The following is a 17,543-nucleotide window of genomic DNA, read 5'->3' on the forward strand; positions in this document are numbered from 1 at the left end:
TAATCCTGTTAGTTATACCTTGTTCTATTGATGTTTAGATTGCACATTCATCGGTGATTGTAAATCCAGACGATAAACCCCAAATCCTAGATTATCTTTTTCAATATAGCTTGCTGGATATAACGAATGTTTTTCGATAACTGTTTTGGCTGCTTCAGTTGGCGATGATTCAAAACGAATATCTAATTTGGTATTACTGGTTATCGGGGCAATTTGCCAGTTATTATCGACTGCCACCTTTACCTCCCCATTTTTATGGGTGGTGTTAGTGATATAAGCCGATAAAATCACTCTTAAATCATCGGGTGAATTAAATTTAACATTTTTGCTTCCCGTACCCGGAAACGCACCGGTATAAGCACGATAATTATTTGTTGCTATCAAGAAGGTTTGATTAGGATCAATTGGTTTTTGTTGATAGGTTAAATTTTTAATTCGTTCAGACTGCGCATTGATTAGTTGGCAATTGCCATCGTAGCGAGCAGGCTGAGTAATATCAATTTGGTAATTTACGCCATCAATCGTATCGAAATTATACGTTCTGAAATGATCCCAATCTATTAAGTACTGCGGTGTCGTGACTTTCGTATCAATTTGATTATATACCCCTGCCGAACATTCAAGCCACTCTTTGACCTCTTTGCCGGTCACTTGGACGACTGATAACAGGTTAGGGTATAAGTAGATATCCGCTGCATTTCTAAATGTAAGATCGCCTTTTTTTACATCAACAAAAGCAGTTGGATCGTTTTTTCTACCGCCAGCCTTGAACGGGGCAATAGCCGATAAAACCGGTAAACCATCAAGATCTGGGTCACCTTGAATAAACTGTTTTACATATGCAATTTGCGCATCACTTATAATTTGTAATGCCGTGGTATCTTGAACTAAAGCCAAATAACTGGTGATATCACTATCAATTTTCCCAATCGGTTTTCCGACAAATTCACGTGTACCTTGGTGATCTTCTTTTAGTACGTGAGTAATATGTTGATCGGCATCAACCAGTGCTTTTTTGGTTTTCATGTCATAAATTGGGCGAGCTTGAGATTTACCTGAAGTCACTTGCCAATTTGAATTGTCACCATTTAGGACTAAATCAACAACGCCCAAATGGCTTCCCCATTGTCCGGGCATAACGGCAGGAACATGATTTATATTGCCGGTTTCAATATTAGTATTCGGTAATGATTTAAAATCGTCGCTTGGAAACACGCCATGTGAATGACCAAACATAATCGCATTAATACCCTCTACTTGACTTAAATAGTATACCGAGTTTTCAGCTAATGCTTTATAAGGTTCAGCAGAAACACCCGAATGCGGAATGGCGATAATGATATTAGCCCCTTCTTTTTTCATTTGCGGAACTAACTGTTTGGCTGTTTCTGTGATGTCTTTAACTTCGACTTTTCCATCCAAATTTAATTTATCCCATTGCATAATTTGAGGTGGAACAAATCCTATATAACCAATTTTAATAGTGTGTTGATTACCTTCTCGATCAATAACCGGTGTGTCAACAATAATATATTGTTTAAAAAAGGGCTGCCCAGTCGTTGCATCATAGACATTGGCATTAATATAAGGAAATTTAGCACCGGCAAGGCTTTTTTGCAGGAAGTCTAAACCAAAGTTAAACTCGTGATTACCTATGTTACCAACGGTATAATTTAACGTGTTCATGGCTTTATAGACAGGGTGGGTCTCACCATTTTTAAGCCCTTTATTGACAGTATAATCTGCCATAGGACTTCCTTGAATTAGATCGCCATTATCAACCAGTACACTGTTTTTGACTTCATTGCGAGCTTGATGAATTAAATTGGCGGTTTTAGCGAATCCAAAGGTATCGACAGATTGATCTTTAAAATAGTCAAAATTCATCATATTGCCATGCAGATCGGTTGTTTCGATAATTCTTAAATCTACTGTTGCTGCATGGAGCGTGCCAGAAATCAATAGGGTTAATAAGGTGAAAGTGAATTTATTTTTTAACATATGGATCTCCTATTTATTTCCGGTAATGCTATTTTTCATCCGTTTTAATAATAAATGTTGGTAATGAATAAATCGTTTAATAATGGCTGGGTGATAATTATTTTCATTGATTGCTGTTTGTAATGATAGCTGATCATCGGTGGTGAAACAGGATAGTACATAATCTGTCAACCGTGCTTTTTGCAAATCTTCAACAAACGCCGCATCAATTCCACACAGTGTAATATCGAGCAATTCTAAACGAGTAAAGTGAAAGATAGATTGGGCTAAACAATATTCTTTTTCGATGTCAGTACCAAAAATGCCTGCGTCATCGGTATTTAAGGTAATTCGTACACCCTGATCATAAAGCTGTCTTACTGGGTGATGATGGATATCCCCATGTAACTCATTGACTAAAATGCGGTTACTGGTTAACGCAACTTCTAATGTTATGTTGCGTCGAACTAATTCGTTGATTAATTCCTGATCTTCAATCGCTCGAATGCCATGCCCAATCCTATCTGCACCATGTTTAAGGGCTTGAATAATGCTTGCTGCGGGTTCTATTTCGCCAGCATGATAAGATTTTTTTAAATTGAGTTTTTGGGCTAATTGGTGTGAGGTTTGAAAATCATCGAAGTGACCGGCTTTTTCATTACCGGCAATATTAAAACCGGTAATAAATGGGTGAGGGTTTTTTTCAATAAATAATAGGGTATCATGTACTGTTTTCGCCCCTAAGTGCCTAACACCAATCACATGATATCTTACGGTAATATTAAATTCTTTTTGTACGTCAGTTATGGCGGCATCCATTTGCTGTAAGGTTTGATGAAATCGCTCTTCATCCCAGATTATTTCACCCTGTTCTTCTGTTGCGCAAATGTGATAAGGAGAAAGAAAGAGTTCGCAATAGATTAGCCCCTGTTTGGCATTTCGATAAAGAAAATCATAAGTAATAAGGTAATAATCTTCGGGGGTTTTTACAAAATTTGAGACAGTATCATAGGTTTGAATAAACTGAACAAAATCAGTTTCATCATAACGATATCGCCCATTTTTATATTCGTTAGCATCATATTCACCCGATTGATAGCATAACGAAGATGGGAAGGTAATATGATTTTTATCAGCTAACTTTTTAGCCATAAAAGGGGTAATACTACCTTCAACATGTTCATGTAATATCACTTTAGGAAGCAATGGTTTATTCATTTGATAAGTTATCTTTTTAATATGCTTTCTCGGCTCCCACTATTAGGTCGCTTAACACAAATAGTGATAGATTAATGGCATTTTAGCTTTGCTAATTGCGTTGTTATCTATTTTACCTTGATCAGGTATCTTATTTCCATACTTTTTGTGTGACCAATTTTTATTTTGTGAGATAGGTATCGTTTCATTTTAAACAGTATCACCCTGATTAATCACATTATCTCAAGGATAAAAAGGGTAATTTTAAACGTTAGCTTAATCAATATGCTTGTTTTTGATTCAATCAGAAGGACAATGATCATCATCCTTCTGTGATTGAATGATACTTCTTAATGACAATTAAATAACGGCCTCGGCTGTTTTTTGTTCATTGGTGTCATTTTTAAATATGACCATAAATATGACAGCCAGCACCAGCGCATAGCCAGCAAAAATGAGCCATACGGTATGCCAATCGGTGATCTGTTTTTCATCAATGATTTGCGTATAGTGTTCGGCGACAATTCCGCTAATCACCGAACCTAAATAAGCACCAATACCATTAGTCATTATCATAAATAGACCTTGAGCACTGTTACGTATACTTGGCGATACCGATTTTTCGACATACATGGAGCCAGAAATATTATAGAAATCAAATGCACAACCATAAACTATCATCGAGAGTAACAGTAATACAAAGCCAATTGGTGATGGGTCTCCGTAGGCAAAAAGACCAAAACGCGCAACCCAAGCTAGAATACTAATCAACATTACATATTTGATGCCTAATCTTTTCATAAAGAAAGGTACAAATAAGATAAATACGACTTCCGATATTTGTGAAATCGACAATAAGACTGACGGGTATTTCACAACTAAACTCGTTTCATAGATCGGAATGTTTCTAAAGTCTCGTAGGAATTGGTCACCAAAAGTATTGGTAATTTGTAAAATTCCACCTAATAAGACCGCAAACAGGAAGAATATTGCCATTCTTGGTTGCTTAAATAAGACAAGTGCATCTAATCCTAACGAACTGATAAGCGATTTTTCTTTGATTGCATTTTTTGATGTCGGAATCAAAGGGAGTGTTAACGACACCAGACATAATACGACTGAACCGGCTGCCGCTGTGTATAGTTGCATGTTACTAAGATCAAATTTTAAAAAGCTAACTAACCACATGGCAACAATAAAGCCAATTGTGCCAAATATTCGAATGCCGGGAAATTCAGCGATGACATCAAGCCCTTTAGATTCGATACATGAATAAGCTATTGAGTTTGATATCGCAATGGTAGGCATGAAAGCTAAACAATGAATAAGCATGACAATCATCATCATAGAGGGTGAAGTAATTAATGCAGCAATGCATAATGTAATTGCACCAATTAAATGACAAAGCATGTATAAGCGATTAGCAGGGATCCATCTATCTGCAACTACACCTAATAAACCCGGCATAAATAGCGATGCTAACCCCATTGAACCATACACTAATCCAATATCTGTTCTTGAAAAGGATAAAACATCATTCATGTAAGAACCGAAGGTGATTAACCAACATCCCCAAATAAAAAATTGCATAAAAAATATAACTTTTAGTTGTAACTTAGTATTCATTTCAATTCCTTATTCAATGCGATCTTTTTCATAACTTCTTACCTAAAATATAATCAATAAATTGATTGCAACTTCAACCTGTTGTACAGCGATATTGCGTGAAACCGAAAAAATTTTTTTTGACTGAACACTTTTGATGATGTAGTTCAGTCATTAACAATTTTGAGTAATTAAAAAAAATGGCAGTCATTCTGCCATTTTAGTTTTGGTTTAATAAAACCGATTCTAACGCAACGGTGATCATTTCTTTAAAACCAAGTTGACGCTGTTCAGCTGTCATGGCTTCGCCTTTACGTATATGATCAGATACCGTACAAATAGCTAATGCTTTGGCACCATATTCCGCGGCAACCCCATAAATTCCTGCTGCTTCCATTTCAACCCCTAAAATGTTGTATTTTTCCATTACATCAAACAGTTCGGGTTCAACACTATAAAAAAGATCAGCTGAAAAGAGGTTACCCACTTTTACATTAACACCTAAATTTTTGGCTGCACTTACAGCGTGGCAAGTAAGATCAAAATCGGCAATAGCTGCAAAATCATGATCCTTAAAACGAATACGATTAACTTTAGAATCTGTGCAAGCACCCATACCAATAATCACATCGCCAATGTTTACATTTGGGCTAATCGCACCACATGAACCGACACGAATGATATTTTTTACACCATAAAATTTTATTAATTCTGTTGTATAGATAGAACAAGATGGTATGCCCATTCCATGCCCCATAACAGAAACTTTTTGACCTTTATAATAGCCAGTAAAACCTAACATCGCTCTTACATTGGTCACTTCTTGTGCATTTTCTAAAAAGGTTTCTGCAATAAATTTTGCTCGTAATGGATCGCCTGGCATTAAGACAGTTTCTGCAAAAGCATTTTCAATTGCGTTAATGTGTGGGGTAGACATTAATTTCTCCTGAAAGTTTTTGAAAAATAAATTTCTGTTACCTATTTTTTGATAAAAGATTGCCCATATTCCATTGGTGATAAATCAAAATAATCGGCAACACTTTGACCGATATCAGCAAAGGTTTTACGATGCCCTAAGGAACCAACAGGAACACTATCACCGTAAACGATGACTGGAATATGTTCACGAGTATGATCTGTGCCAGCCCAAGTTGGATCGCATCCATGATCAGCACTGATAATCAGTAGATCACCCGGTTCGATAAGATCTAACATTTCGGGTAAGCGAGAATCAAAATATTCCAGCGCAGCAGCGTAACCGGCAACATCACGTCGATGACCATAAGACGAGTCAAAATCAACAAAGTTAGTAAATACAATCGTATTATCTTTGGCTTGTTTTATCTCTTCAATTGATGCATTGAAAAGGGCTTCAATACCGGTTGCTTTAACTTTTTTTGTAATACCAACATGAGCATAAATATCGGCTATTTTACCGATTGATACGACAGTACCTTGTTTTTCATCAACCAGTTTTTTTATCATGGTTGGAGCCGGTGGTTCAACGGCTAAATCGTGGCGGTTACCAGTACGGACAAATTCACCCGCTTTTTTACCGATAAATGGTCTGGCAATCACACGCCCAATGTTATAATTGCCTTTATTCAGTTCATCACGCGCGATTTCGCAGATTTCATATAATCTATCTAAGCCGAATGTTTCTTCATGACACGCTATCTGAAAAACTGAGTCGGCTGAAGTATAAAATATCGGTTTGCCACTTGTCATATGTTCTTCACCCAGCTCATCTAGAATAATAGTTCCTGATGAATGGCAGTTACCTAAATAACCAGATAGGTTGGCGCGCTTTACAATTTTATCTAATAATTCTTGAGGAAAACTATTGGTGGTGTTGGAAAAGTAGCCCCAATCAAAAAGTACAGGAACGCCAGCTATTTCCCAATGTCCTGATGGTGTATCTTTACCCGAAGAAATTTCACTAGCATAGCCATAAGAACCGATTATTTCACCTTCTGTGCGCATTCCTTGGGGATAATAACCGGTCGATTCGTAGGCTGCTTCGATTAAGCCTAGCTTAGCTAAATTAGGTAATTTTAATGGACCTTGGCGTCCTTTATCGGCTTGACCTAATGCACAGGCTTCGGCAATATGACCTAATGTATTCGATCCTTCATCTCCATATTTTTTTGCATCTTCGGCTCCACCAATTCCAAAGGAATCGAGGATCATAATAAAAACTCTTTTCATAATTTCCTCTAAATCTCAAATATCACTAAGCTTGGCAACCATGTTATGAAATAACGATTGCTAATATTGTGATCTAGCACACATTTGCTTACTTTATTAAAGTCAATTGTGTAACAAAAAAATTTTTTTAACGATTAAAACTATTTTTTGAGCCCTTTATAATAAAAGGTTTTCAGGTTAGTTATAATACATGATAAAAAAAAACAGAAAAGATTTAAGCATCGTTTTAGCTGATTATTTGATTAATATTAACGGATTTTGTAAAAAATATTATGACATATTCGCTAATAGAGCGATTAAATAATGTTTTGTTAAGCAATTTGCAGAAAATTATTATTGAAGAAATTAAATGATAAATTTAATTATGATGAATCAAATCTCAAAGGTGTTGTGTTAAAATGAACTATTTAATATCTCAATTATTTAACAAGATGTTAACTAATTCACATCATATTAGCATAGCCCATTTAAGGAATGACGTTATATAAAATCCTGAAAGCTAACTTTAGACATTAACACAAAATAAATACCAATTTAATTAATACACGTTAGTTTGCCCATTTAGGATGAAGTTAATTATAAAAAATAAAGGTAGTGAATAATGAATCAAAAAATCCCGAATACTTTTGGTCTTGAAGTTTTTGCTAAACATGTCATCACGGTATCGAGCGTTTTGGAACTACAAAATGTTTGGAATGATAATGTTAATCAACCGATTATGATTATAGGCGAGGGGAGTAATACCCTTTTTACTTGTGATTTTGAAGGCACAATTATCGTTAACCGCATTAAAGGTATTACCATAACTGAAACGGAAAACGAATGGTTGTTAAAAATAGGCGCAGGTGAAAACTGGCATGATGTCGTAACAAAAACGATCACACAAAATATTGCCGGTCTAGAAAATTTAGCGCTTATACCGGGCTGTATCGGCTCTGCACCAATTCAAAATATCGGTGCTTATGGTGTTGAATTTCAAAAAGTTGCTGACTATGTTGAATTGCTTGAACTTGCAACCGGTAATATTATCACCGTGACTGACGGGCAATACGGATACCGTGAAAGCATTTTTAAACAACACTATTCTCAAGGATATGCGGTAATTTATGTCGGTATAAAATTAGCAAAACAGTGGCAGCCAGTACTCACTTATGGTGAATTAAAAAACTTTGATGCTAAAACTGTCACGCCTAAAATGATTTTTGATAAAGTGTGTGAAATTCGTCGCAGTAAACTACCCGATCCTAACTTACTTGGTAATGGTGGCAGTTTTTTTAAAAATCCAGTGGTGGATAAAGTTATTGCCGACAAACTAATTGAAATCTACCCGGCAATGCCAATATACCCACAATCAAACAATCAAGTTAAATTAGCCGCTGGTTGGTTAATCGATCAGTGTGGCTTAAAAGGCTATCAGATTGGTGGTGCTGCTGTTCATCAACAACAAGCATTGGTTTTAGTTAATATCAATAAGGCAACGGCACAAGATGTGGTTAATTTAGCTCGTCATGTTAGAAACGCCGTTTTAAATAAATTTTCAATACGTCTATCACCTGAAATCCGCTTTATCGGTGCAACAGGCGAAATTGATGTAGATAATTTTTTATAATCATTTTGAACTATGAAACACTCTTATTCATTTCCGATTTTATTAACAAGTTTACTCTTTGTTACGATCGCTTTATCAGCATTAAATACCCAAGTACCACTGTGGTTAGAAAAAGACCAGTTTTCGTTAGGGCAAATTGGTTTGGTGGGGTCGAGTTATTTTGCTGGTAACTTGCTTGGTACAATCATGGCAAACTGGTTAATTAGTCATTTTAATGCTCGTTATACTTATACCTATAGTTGTTTACTTTTCGCTATTGCCACCATTGGCTTAAGTTTTTCAATGGATTTTTATAGTTGGGCAATATGGCGTTTTATGATAGGTATGGCTTGTGCGGTGACATGGGTTGTGATTGAAAGTTGCATTTTAGTCACTGGAACAGTACGTACACGAGGAAAAATGCTAGCGGTTTATTTAACAACTTACTATATTGGTACGGTGTTAGGGCAAGCGTTGTTAAGATATTTTCCGCAAGAAGTACTCTATTTTGGACTAGTTATTACACTATTAATGGCATTGGCTATTTTATTTATTTTGCTTACTCACTATAAATTACCAAAAAGAAAGAAAAGCGGTTTAAATATTGTTCCAATGATTTTACATAAGCCTTCTCGGATAGGGCTTATCGGTTGTATGATTGCGGGCATGTTAATTGGTTCTTTATATTCATTATTACCTGTCTACTATTCACATTTAGGGTATAGCGATAGCCAAGTCGCTAATTGGATGATTTTACTTATTTTGTCTGGCGTGATTGCGCAACTTCCTGCTAATTGGTGTGCAGATAAATATGGCCGTCGAGTGGTGTTACTGATTGAATCTTTAATCATGTTAGTTGCTTGCTTATTATTGGTATTTAACTTATTTGATGTGTTTGCCATTATTTTATTAGGCACAACCATCTACACGATTTATCCAATATCCATGGCATGGGCTTGTTCTTGTGTACGAAAACAAGATATTGTATCAATGAATCAAGCAATGTTATTAACCAATACGTTAGGAAGTCTTATTGCGCCGGCGATCATTGCTTATGTCATGGATATAACCAATAACTCTTATTTATTTATCAGTTTTGCTATAATTTCACTTTATTTTATTATTTTATTAGTCTATAAGCGAGGAGCGAATGCGCAGTTATCAAAATCCCCTTAAATTAATTGAAATTCTAGCCGACGGAAATTTTCATTCCGGTGAAGAGCTAGCGTCTGATTTTGGTATTACGCGTGCCGGAATAAACAAATATATTAAAGTGCTCCGTGAATGGGGAATTGAATTATCCTCGATACAAGGTAAAGGCTATAGTTTAAAAATACCGATGGACTTATTTAATAAATCCAAGATAGATCAGTATTACCAAGCTGATAGTCGTGTTGAAATTTTACCAATTATCGACTCAACTAACCAATACATGCTGGATAAAATACCCGATTTAAAATCGGGAGATTGCTGTATAGCCGAATTTCAGTCAAAAGCACGAGGAAGACGAGGGCGTCAATGGTTTTCACCTTTTGGTACCAATCTCTATTTTTCAATGTATTGGCGATTAGAGCAAGGCATTGCAGCAGCAATGGGACTAAGTCTAGTTGTGGGTATTGTTGTTACGCAGGCTTTACGAGAATTATCGGGTCAAGATATTAAAGTAAAATGGCCTAATGATCTCTATCTAAATGACCAAAAATTAGCAGGTATCTTGGTCGAATTAGCCGGTAAAACTGGGGATTGTGCTCATGTTGTGATTGGTATCGGGGTTAATTTAAACATGACCAATCCCGACCCAAATATTGTCAATCAAAAATGGGCTAATTTAGGGAACATCAATCGTAATTTATTGGTTGCTAAAATTGCAAAAACATTACGGGAAAATTTAGAAAAATTTGAAAAAAATGGATTAGCATTTTTTATTGATGATTGGAATCATCTCGATAATTTTATCCATCGTCCTGTTAAATTACTCATTGGTGATGATGTGATTCGAGGTGTAGCAAAAGGTATAAATGATCAAGGTGCTTTACTGCTTGAACAAAATGGCAAAATCCAAGCATATATTGGTGGTGAAATCTCATTACGAAGTGATGAGTAACAAATTGTTCCCTGTATACACAGGGACAATAAATTCTTATAAAATTCAATAAATATCATGTTTATCACCTTTCCACTTTTTGGTAAAAATTCTGCAAAGTGAGTTAATGGCTATACCCTGTTAGTTAACAAGTAGAATGTGACAAAGTCCAAAAAGGAAAATATTTCACTGCAATTCATTAAAATCCATTCCCAAAAGCGAGAAATGACCTTGTAATTAGAAATTGGTCGGTGCACGAATAAATTACAAGAAGAATAGGCGCATCCAACTCCTTGTTAAATTTAATTAACTAACTGATTAATATAAACTAATCTGTTTAAAATATCTAAAAACCAACTGGATAAAAAAACAACAAAAAAGTTGGTAGAATTTTAAACTTTGCTATTTTAATTAATAAACAATAGGTTATAATTAGTGTTCCCTGTATACACAGGGATAAACCGGAACGGTTAAAATGCCGTATGGCGTAACCATTGTGTTCCCTGTATACACAGGGATAAACCGGAGCTCAACTGCGTAGTTGTTTTATTAACTCAGTGTTCCCTGTATACACAGGGATAAACCGTCAGTATATCAAAAACAGGCCAATTAAAAACAGTGTTCCCTGTATACACAGGGATAAACCGGGGTCGGAGATACGAATCAAAAAACTTGAGGAGTGTTCCCTGTATACACAGGGATAAACCGATGAACAAAACTCGGATGATTTGAAGTAAAGCGTGTTCCCTGTATACACAGGGATAAACCGTTAGGTCGTAGTCGCTAGGATTGCCTGTTGATGTGTTCCCTGTTTACACAGGGATAAACCGAACGAGAAAATTAGATCAGTCTGATTTGTTGCGTGTTCCCTGTATACACAGGGATAAACCGTGGTTAAAAGAAAATCTAAGCGAGGCTCAGGCGGTGTTCCCTATATACACGTAGGGATAAACCGAATAGAATTAAACGCCGAAATTCTTAGATGTGCGTGTTCCCTATGCACATAGGGATAAATTGTTCCCTTCAAATAGGGCTATCTTTAAAATTATTGTGTTCCTTAAATACATAGGGATAGCCATTATTTTCAAAGATCTAAAAATTAATGCTTTGTTCAAATTCCTAATTATTTCTTCTGTTATAAAACTTCTAACTATTGTTATAACGTCAGTCTGCGAATTAATGGTTATAACATTCGGCATAAAGCCGAATAAAACAAGAAGCTAAAGGTAAGATCAATATAAAGTCGTTCGTTAAAATCATCTACCAAAAAGTAACATGTTATCTTGTTCTCAAGAATTGCTCGGTGAGCAGTAAAAATTGCAAAAGAGTTTCCGTTAAAAAAACTGCATGATTGCAAGTAAGTATATGATAATTATAAAATTACATCCATAATGTGTATTAAACTAAATCGCCTAAAAAAACAACAAAAAATCAGTAGAATTTTACACCTCCCTATTTTAATTAATAAACAATAGGTTATAATTAGAGTGTTCCCTATACACATAGGGATAAACCGCGTTTTTAGCCTCGTCCAGTATACGTAAATCTGTGTTCCCTATACACATAGGGATAAACCGCAAACAGTTAACGCTGATGTTTTGCTTAAATTGTGTTCCCTATACACATAGGGATAAACCGGACAGAACCAGGGCGAAACGAGGGCAACATCAGTGTTCCCTATACACATAGGGATAAACCGGAACCTAGATCCGCGCAATATCTAGATTATAAGTGTTCCCTATACACATAGGGATAAACCGCATTTAAACAGGCGAGACTACTCGACAACGACGTGTTCCCTATACACATAGGGATAAACCGTACCGAATGGACAACAGGAACAACGCCGGTACGTGTTCCCTATACACATAGGGATAAACCGCTTTAAATTCAGAATGGTATATCGTCATCAAAGTGTTCCCTATACACATAGGGATAAACCGCGCATTCGCATTGAGTGCGCTTGAGTTTGAATGTGTTCCCTATACACATAGGGATAAACCGAGTTCAGACATTTTATTGGCTCCTGTGGTATAGTGTTCCCTATACACATAGGGATAAACCGGGCAATATATTTGGGGCTACACCGGACGACTGGGTGTTCCCTATACACATAGGGATAAACCGGTAGCAATCCTCTTTCAAATTCAATATGAGCAGTGACCGGAAGGGCTACTAAATAAACGTTGATTTAATAGCATGAATTTCATACCATTATCCAAAAATCAAGGAGATAGTATGAAAAAAATTGTATTGTTTGGGATAATTGGTTTTATGTTGGTAGGGTGTTCATCGTCACCGGTGTCTAATGATGAAGCGGTAAACGTTCCTCAAAAGCGAATATACAACCAAAACATTTTTGAAAAAAAAGAAGATTCAGGAACAGTTATTATAAAAAGAGATAAAGGCTTTGTAAGTAGCGCATGTTCCGATTCTCTTTATGTTGATGGTGTTAAAATTGCTGATTTAAACCCATCTGAAAAAATCACAATTTATCCTCGGATTGGGAAGAGAGTTTTTAGCATGATAGCTAATAACATTTGTGGTGGTGGTCTGGTTGAGGTTGAAGGGGATGTTGAGAAAAACCAAGTTTTAACATATAGGATTGCTCATTCTTTAAATGGTGGATATGGTATTTATAGAACAGCGTTTTAAATGGACTAATCAACCATAGGAAAATGGTATAAAAAGTTATTCAAAAGGAGGAAGTAAATAAAACCCTTTGAGAGGGTTTTATTTAAAAATCTAGTAGCTCAGGCTTAATTTGTAGCGCCTCAGCAATTTTAATTCGCATTGATTTCCTTAACTTTTGGATTTTATAATATTGAGAATACGCCGATTGGCTGATGCCAATCCTATTCGCAACATCAACTTGGGATAAATTCAAATATTTACGCCATGCTTGAGCTGGTGAATAGTTATTATCAAAAACCATGTTTACCACCTCACTTGGTACGCCTGCTTCAGTGTCAATCTGCTTGGATTTTGATAACTCTAAATATTGAGTATACGGCATAACCACAAATTGAGGTTGCCCGAGTTCATTATTAATAAATTGTATATTAGTACGTGCGTTCATCGAGCTTTTTCTCCTCTTCAACAGAAACAATAAGGATAACACCATCAAAATTAAAAAACTCGATAATTTCCTACTCGCAATCTGTATTGATATTTATGATTAGTCAGCGCCTTTACATTAGCACAATTAGGCATATCAGCTAATGCTTCAGCTCTTGTCCCTGTAAAAAGCGAGTTACCTGTTGCTTTAGGAATACTTAGTCTATCTAACAAATGTCTATCAGAAAGTTCAAGATGTTCATATCCATTAATAATCTGATTATTTCCAGTATTATTTAAATCTAATTTTTTTAATTCAACCTCTACCGCTTCAATTTTATGATGTACTTTCGCTCTGACTTCAGTGCCAGTTATTTTGATGCGGGCGTATTTTAATAAGCGTAATGAACGGGTTAAGGGTTCGGCTAAGCCGCCAGCTATTATTCCTTCTAAGCTGTTTTTTAATCGTCCTTCTGCAAAACTATCGTCTGGTTTGGCTTGTAAATATTCGGTTATTGGGTTAGCCAGTTCGGGAAATTCTTGTACTAAGTTTGACAGGCGTTCTTCATGAGGGCTAAATACCGTAAAATCTGTGACACTGCCTGCTATCATCCCTCTTGCCCTCGAGCCAATTTTTTTGCAAAGGTCGGATAAACTTGCTGGTTTTAAACATAGGAATAAATCCGACAAGAAATTGACTCACGGCATGAGTTAAAGCCTGTAAGGTGGTCTCTGATAGTAAAACGTTTTAATAAATTTATTTTATAAATGCGATTATGATTTCATTCTTGTTTTATTTATCAATAATATAATTATTAATCTTCGGCAAAATAAATATCAAATGAACATTCTAAATCTAAATCTGATAGTGCTTTCATTTGTTCTGGCCATAATACTGGACCACTATGTCCAAATTTAGAAAACCAAACACATTTTAGAGTTAATTTAATATCTTTAATTTCTTGTATTTTTTTCAAATTGGTAGCAAAAGGAGAGATTTTACTTACAATCCAATCAATATGTTCTCTAAGATCTTTTGAATTTACAATTCCTTCCGAAGATAAAAACCAACCTGAATTTTTAACTTCTCTAGTCCGTCCCAAACTATTGGTAATTTTATCTCCAGCTAATGTTATATAAGTCGGTTCAACTTCTAATAATTTAGTAATTTCATTAGGATTTATTGCACCAGTGTATATCATTAATCTAACAAAACATTCACTACATGTTTCATAGTCTGAACATATAGGTGTAATTCTATTCTTTATAAAATTCATGGTAAATAATCTCCAATATTGCCTATAATCTCACCATTCTTCCCAACATAATCACCATTATCTAAAATTCTGCCATGAAAATTATTAGGTAATTTTCCTGCATCAGCCTTCAGTGCTTCAAGAGCTCGCCCCCATTATCGAGAAGTTAAATTTGTTACGAAATATTCATTTAATTTATTAGCAGTGTTTTTCTCTAACTTATTTCCTCCAGTTTGCAATCCCTTAGGAACTCTACCTGAAGCACCAACACTAGGCGGAACTGGTAGTGGTAATCCTTCTGCATCAATTCAATTTCCATTTAGCAATTGGTATAGAACAATTAAAAATTCCCATTTATCTTCTTATTTTCATATTGTTGGATATATACATCTATAGGGTATGCTGTTCCCAACTCATATATTTTTCCACTATCTTTATCTATTATAAATGGACAATTACCGATTAATTGTGTTGAAAAATCACCAGTTTCTAAAAACTCTCTGGATTGGAAACAAAAAAGCCATCCTTCAGAAAATCTGTCAATTACAGTGATTTCTACAGGAATATCGTATTCAGCTAAATAATTTTTAGCTTTATTTAACGCTTCAATAAAAGTAATCATCAATTAGTCCTTAAAAATTTGAAAGATTTGAATTTGCTCATATCCGCAGCTTTACCTGTTTGACCATCTAAGAAACGTATTTTCCCATTTTGATTTACAACATTAAAAACATGCCCTGGTTGCCCTGGTCCATAGGAACCGAATACAATACCCCTTGCACCAGTTCCAGCATTTGACATTTGCTCAATAATATTATTAGGACCACTGACATTTTGAAATTTTGTCCCATATTGTTTTTCTAATACGGATATTGAGACTCCATTTTTTGAATTAATGGGTAAAGCGGATGCGGGATTACCACCCAATGTTGCATCAGTTGCTATAGCACAATTAACACAATTATGAGTTCTACCTTCAGTAGGGTAACCAGGATTTACATCACGTATAGAACCTGCCGTATCATTAAGAATAGAACTCGTCTCCACCTTTTCAGCAACATTATTCCAATTAACCTCATCTAATTCAACCGTTACCGTTTCAATTTTATGATGTACTTTCGCTCTGACTTCAGTGCCAGTTATTTTGATGCGGGCGTATTTTAATAAGCGTAGTGAACGGGTTAAGGGTTCGGCTAAGCCGCCGGCTATTATTCCTTCTAAACTGTTTTTTAATCGTCCTTCTGCAAAACTATCGTCCGGCTTGGCTTGTAAATATTCGGTTATTGGGTTAGCCAGTTCGGGAAATTCTTGTACTAAGTTTGACAGGCGTTCTTCATGAGGACTAAATACCGTAAAATCTGTGACACTGCCTGCTATCATCCCTTTTACCCACGAGCCTACATTTTTCAAGGGTTTTATAAATTTGGTTGCCCTTACCGCCGGTATAAACCCGACAATAAATTGACTGACACCATGTGTTATCCCACCTGAGATAGTCTGTGGTGGTGATACCTCAGGCATTTGTATAGGATTGGGAGCCTGACCAATCGGTTTATCACTGATAATTTCTGCATGCACTCGAGCAAAAAATAGCGGAGATACCGGATTAATTAAGGTGCTATCCCATAATAAATCGAGTGTACTTTGCCCCACATCTCGTAACTCACCCAATAAAAGTTGTGTAGGAAAAGCCCGTTATTAATATTCTCGACGAAGATAAAACCAACCTAAATTTCCTTTCTGATCATAGATATTTATCGAAACAGGAACAACTAATAAATCAAGATAAATATCTTTAAAATCATTAAAAAAATCAGCTACGACTTCCGTATTAGCAATCTGCATCTCTTCCTCTTCTTCATCTAACAAATCGCTATCAAAAAACATTTTTATAGTTAACAAATTATCTTCATCCAGATCGGCAGTAATTCCTCTCATTTTTTTTGTTGCTCTATCAAGTAAACTATACATTACACTGAGATTAATTTTATTTTTTATATTCGTTAATTTATCTTCTTTCATAATTTATGGTCTCGCTGGTACTATATGTACGCCTGTTTTTGAATAATGGATTGTAAAATTAGTTGTTGGGATAAAAGTATTTGAATTTCGATCATAAAATTTACCTATTACATGATTAGTTGAGATATTTTCTTTTGATCCAGGCTGACCAAGAGGTATCTTTCCTTTTAAATTTCCAGTTCCTGCATAATCATTAACCAGTTTCTGAACATCAATATTAGAATCAATGATACTTCTAGGTATAGAAGAACTAGCGTTTGCAGTTTTATGTTCATTTGTTCCAACAATATGTTTATTTTGTTGATTCATATTAACAGTTAAGCTCGGGCTTAAATCTGGTGCAAAATTAGTATTTGGTTTTATGGAGGGATTACTATTTACCGTCCCTGTTTCAACAACATTATTCCAATTAACCTCATCTAATTCAACCTCTACCGCTTCAATTTTATGATGTACTTTCGCTCTGACTTCAGTGCCGGTTATTTTGATGCGGGCGTATTTTAATAAGCGTAGTGAACGGGTTAAGGGTTCGGCTAAGCCGCCGGCT

At 35.6% G+C, this 17,543-nt stretch carries 15 protein-coding genes, 1 pseudogene and 2 CRISPR repeat arrays; of the genes and pseudogenes, 4 read left to right on the forward strand and 12 right to left on the reverse strand.

What is annotated here, in order from left to right; all coding sequences use genetic code 11:
* Positions 1–24: 24 nt before the first annotated feature.
* The 5 genes from J3U14_RS10780 to J3U14_RS10800 all read right to left on the reverse strand — a co-directional run bounded on the left by J3U14_RS10780 (position 25) and on the right by J3U14_RS10800 (position 6,990).
* Entirely contained in the window at positions 25–2,001 is a 1,977-nt protein-coding gene (locus J3U14_RS10780) for a bifunctional 2',3'-cyclic-nucleotide 2'-phosphodiesterase/3'-nucleotidase (protein WP_267351104.1), read from the reverse strand.
* A 9-nt stretch (positions 2,002–2,010) separates the two neighbouring features.
* Positions 2,011–3,198: an adenosine deaminase gene (gene add, locus J3U14_RS10785; RefSeq protein ID WP_267351105.1), complete on the reverse strand. Its 1,188-nt coding sequence runs from the start codon at positions 3,196–3,198 to the stop codon at positions 2,011–2,013.
* Between the two features lie 339 nt (positions 3,199–3,537).
* On the reverse strand, positions 3,538–4,803 hold the full coding sequence (locus J3U14_RS10790; RefSeq protein ID WP_267351107.1) for a nucleoside permease: 1,266 nt from the start codon (positions 4,801–4,803) through the stop codon (positions 3,538–3,540).
* 199 nt (positions 4,804–5,002) lie between these two features.
* Positions 5,003–5,719 (reverse strand): purine-nucleoside phosphorylase, encoded by a 717-nt coding sequence (gene deoD / locus J3U14_RS10795; protein ID WP_267351109.1) that lies wholly within the window; start codon positions 5,717–5,719, stop codon positions 5,003–5,005.
* A 41-nt stretch (positions 5,720–5,760) separates the two neighbouring features.
* A complete protein-coding gene (locus tag J3U14_RS10800; protein ID WP_267351111.1) occupies positions 5,761–6,990 on the reverse strand; it encodes a phosphopentomutase in 1,230 nt (409 codons plus the stop codon).
* 598 nt (positions 6,991–7,588) lie between these two features.
* On the opposite strand from J3U14_RS10800, the gene murB reads away from it, so the two are divergent.
* From murB to J3U14_RS10820, 4 genes are all read left to right on the forward strand, one after another.
* A complete protein-coding gene (gene murB / locus J3U14_RS10805) occupies positions 7,589–8,599 on the forward strand; it encodes a UDP-N-acetylmuramate dehydrogenase (RefSeq protein WP_416380148.1) in 1,011 nt (336 codons plus the stop codon).
* 12 nt (positions 8,600–8,611) lie between these two features.
* On the forward strand, positions 8,612–9,754 hold the full coding sequence (locus J3U14_RS10810; RefSeq protein ID WP_267351114.1) for an MFS transporter: 1,143 nt from the start codon (positions 8,612–8,614) through the stop codon (positions 9,752–9,754).
* The gene (birA, locus tag J3U14_RS10815; protein WP_267351116.1) at positions 9,729–10,682 is read left to right on the forward strand and encodes a bifunctional biotin--[acetyl-CoA-carboxylase] ligase/biotin operon repressor BirA; all 954 of its coding nucleotides are present in this window, start codon (positions 9,729–9,731) and stop codon (positions 10,680–10,682) included. The genes J3U14_RS10810 and birA overlap by 26 nt, the downstream gene beginning before the upstream one ends.
* Positions 10,683–11,096: 414 nt before the next feature.
* A CRISPR array of direct repeats spans positions 11,097–11,553; the repeat unit is 29 nt.
* A gap of 595 nt (positions 11,554–12,148) precedes the next feature.
* Positions 12,149–12,788: a CRISPR direct-repeat array (repeat unit 29 nt; unit sequence GTGTTCCCTATACACATAGGGATAAACCG).
* A gap of 111 nt (positions 12,789–12,899) precedes the next feature.
* Complete coding sequence (locus tag J3U14_RS10820; RefSeq protein WP_065557897.1) at positions 12,900–13,316, forward strand: hypothetical protein; 417 nt, start codon at positions 12,900–12,902, stop codon at positions 13,314–13,316.
* Positions 13,317–13,398: 82 nt separating this feature from the next.
* On the opposite strand, the gene J3U14_RS10825 is transcribed toward J3U14_RS10820, so the two are convergent.
* The 7 genes and pseudogenes from J3U14_RS10825 to J3U14_RS10855 form a co-directional block, all read right to left on the reverse strand.
* Complete coding sequence (locus J3U14_RS10825) at positions 13,399–13,740, reverse strand: helix-turn-helix domain-containing protein (protein ID WP_267351119.1); 342 nt, start codon at positions 13,738–13,740, stop codon at positions 13,399–13,401.
* Positions 13,724–13,934, reverse strand: a pseudogene (locus J3U14_RS11760) (type II toxin-antitoxin system RelE family toxin). Before J3U14_RS11760 ends, J3U14_RS10825 begins: the two are co-directional and overlap by 17 nt.
* Positions 13,935–14,533: 599 nt before the next feature.
* Positions 14,534–14,995 carry a DUF4279 domain-containing protein gene (locus J3U14_RS10835; protein ID WP_218837305.1) on the reverse strand — a complete coding sequence of 154 codons (462 nt, stop codon included), beginning with the start codon at positions 14,993–14,995 and terminating at the stop codon, positions 14,534–14,536.
* 319 nt (positions 14,996–15,314) lie between these two features.
* Positions 15,315–15,596: a YrhB domain-containing protein gene (locus J3U14_RS10840; RefSeq protein ID WP_187756470.1), complete on the reverse strand. Its 282-nt coding sequence runs from the start codon at positions 15,594–15,596 to the stop codon at positions 15,315–15,317.
* Positions 15,596–16,627, reverse strand: a complete 1,032-nt coding sequence (locus tag J3U14_RS10845) for a toxin glutamine deamidase domain-containing protein (RefSeq protein ID WP_267369681.1) — start codon at positions 16,625–16,627, stop codon at positions 15,596–15,598. The genes J3U14_RS10840 and J3U14_RS10845 overlap by 1 nt, the downstream gene beginning before the upstream one ends.
* A 45-nt stretch (positions 16,628–16,672) precedes the next feature.
* Positions 16,673–16,996 (reverse strand): hypothetical protein, encoded by a 324-nt coding sequence (locus J3U14_RS10850; RefSeq protein ID WP_267351125.1) that lies wholly within the window; start codon positions 16,994–16,996, stop codon positions 16,673–16,675.
* Between the two features lie 3 nt (positions 16,997–16,999).
* The coding region (locus tag J3U14_RS10855; RefSeq protein WP_267369682.1) for a polymorphic toxin type 50 domain-containing protein at positions 17,000–17,543 on the reverse strand (544 nt) is incomplete at its 5' end.

It is taken from the genome of Gilliamella sp. B3801 (genome assembly GCF_026536645.1).
In the GTDB taxonomy this organism is placed as follows: domain Bacteria; phylum Pseudomonadota; class Gammaproteobacteria; order Enterobacterales; family Orbaceae; genus Gilliamella; species Gilliamella apicola_I.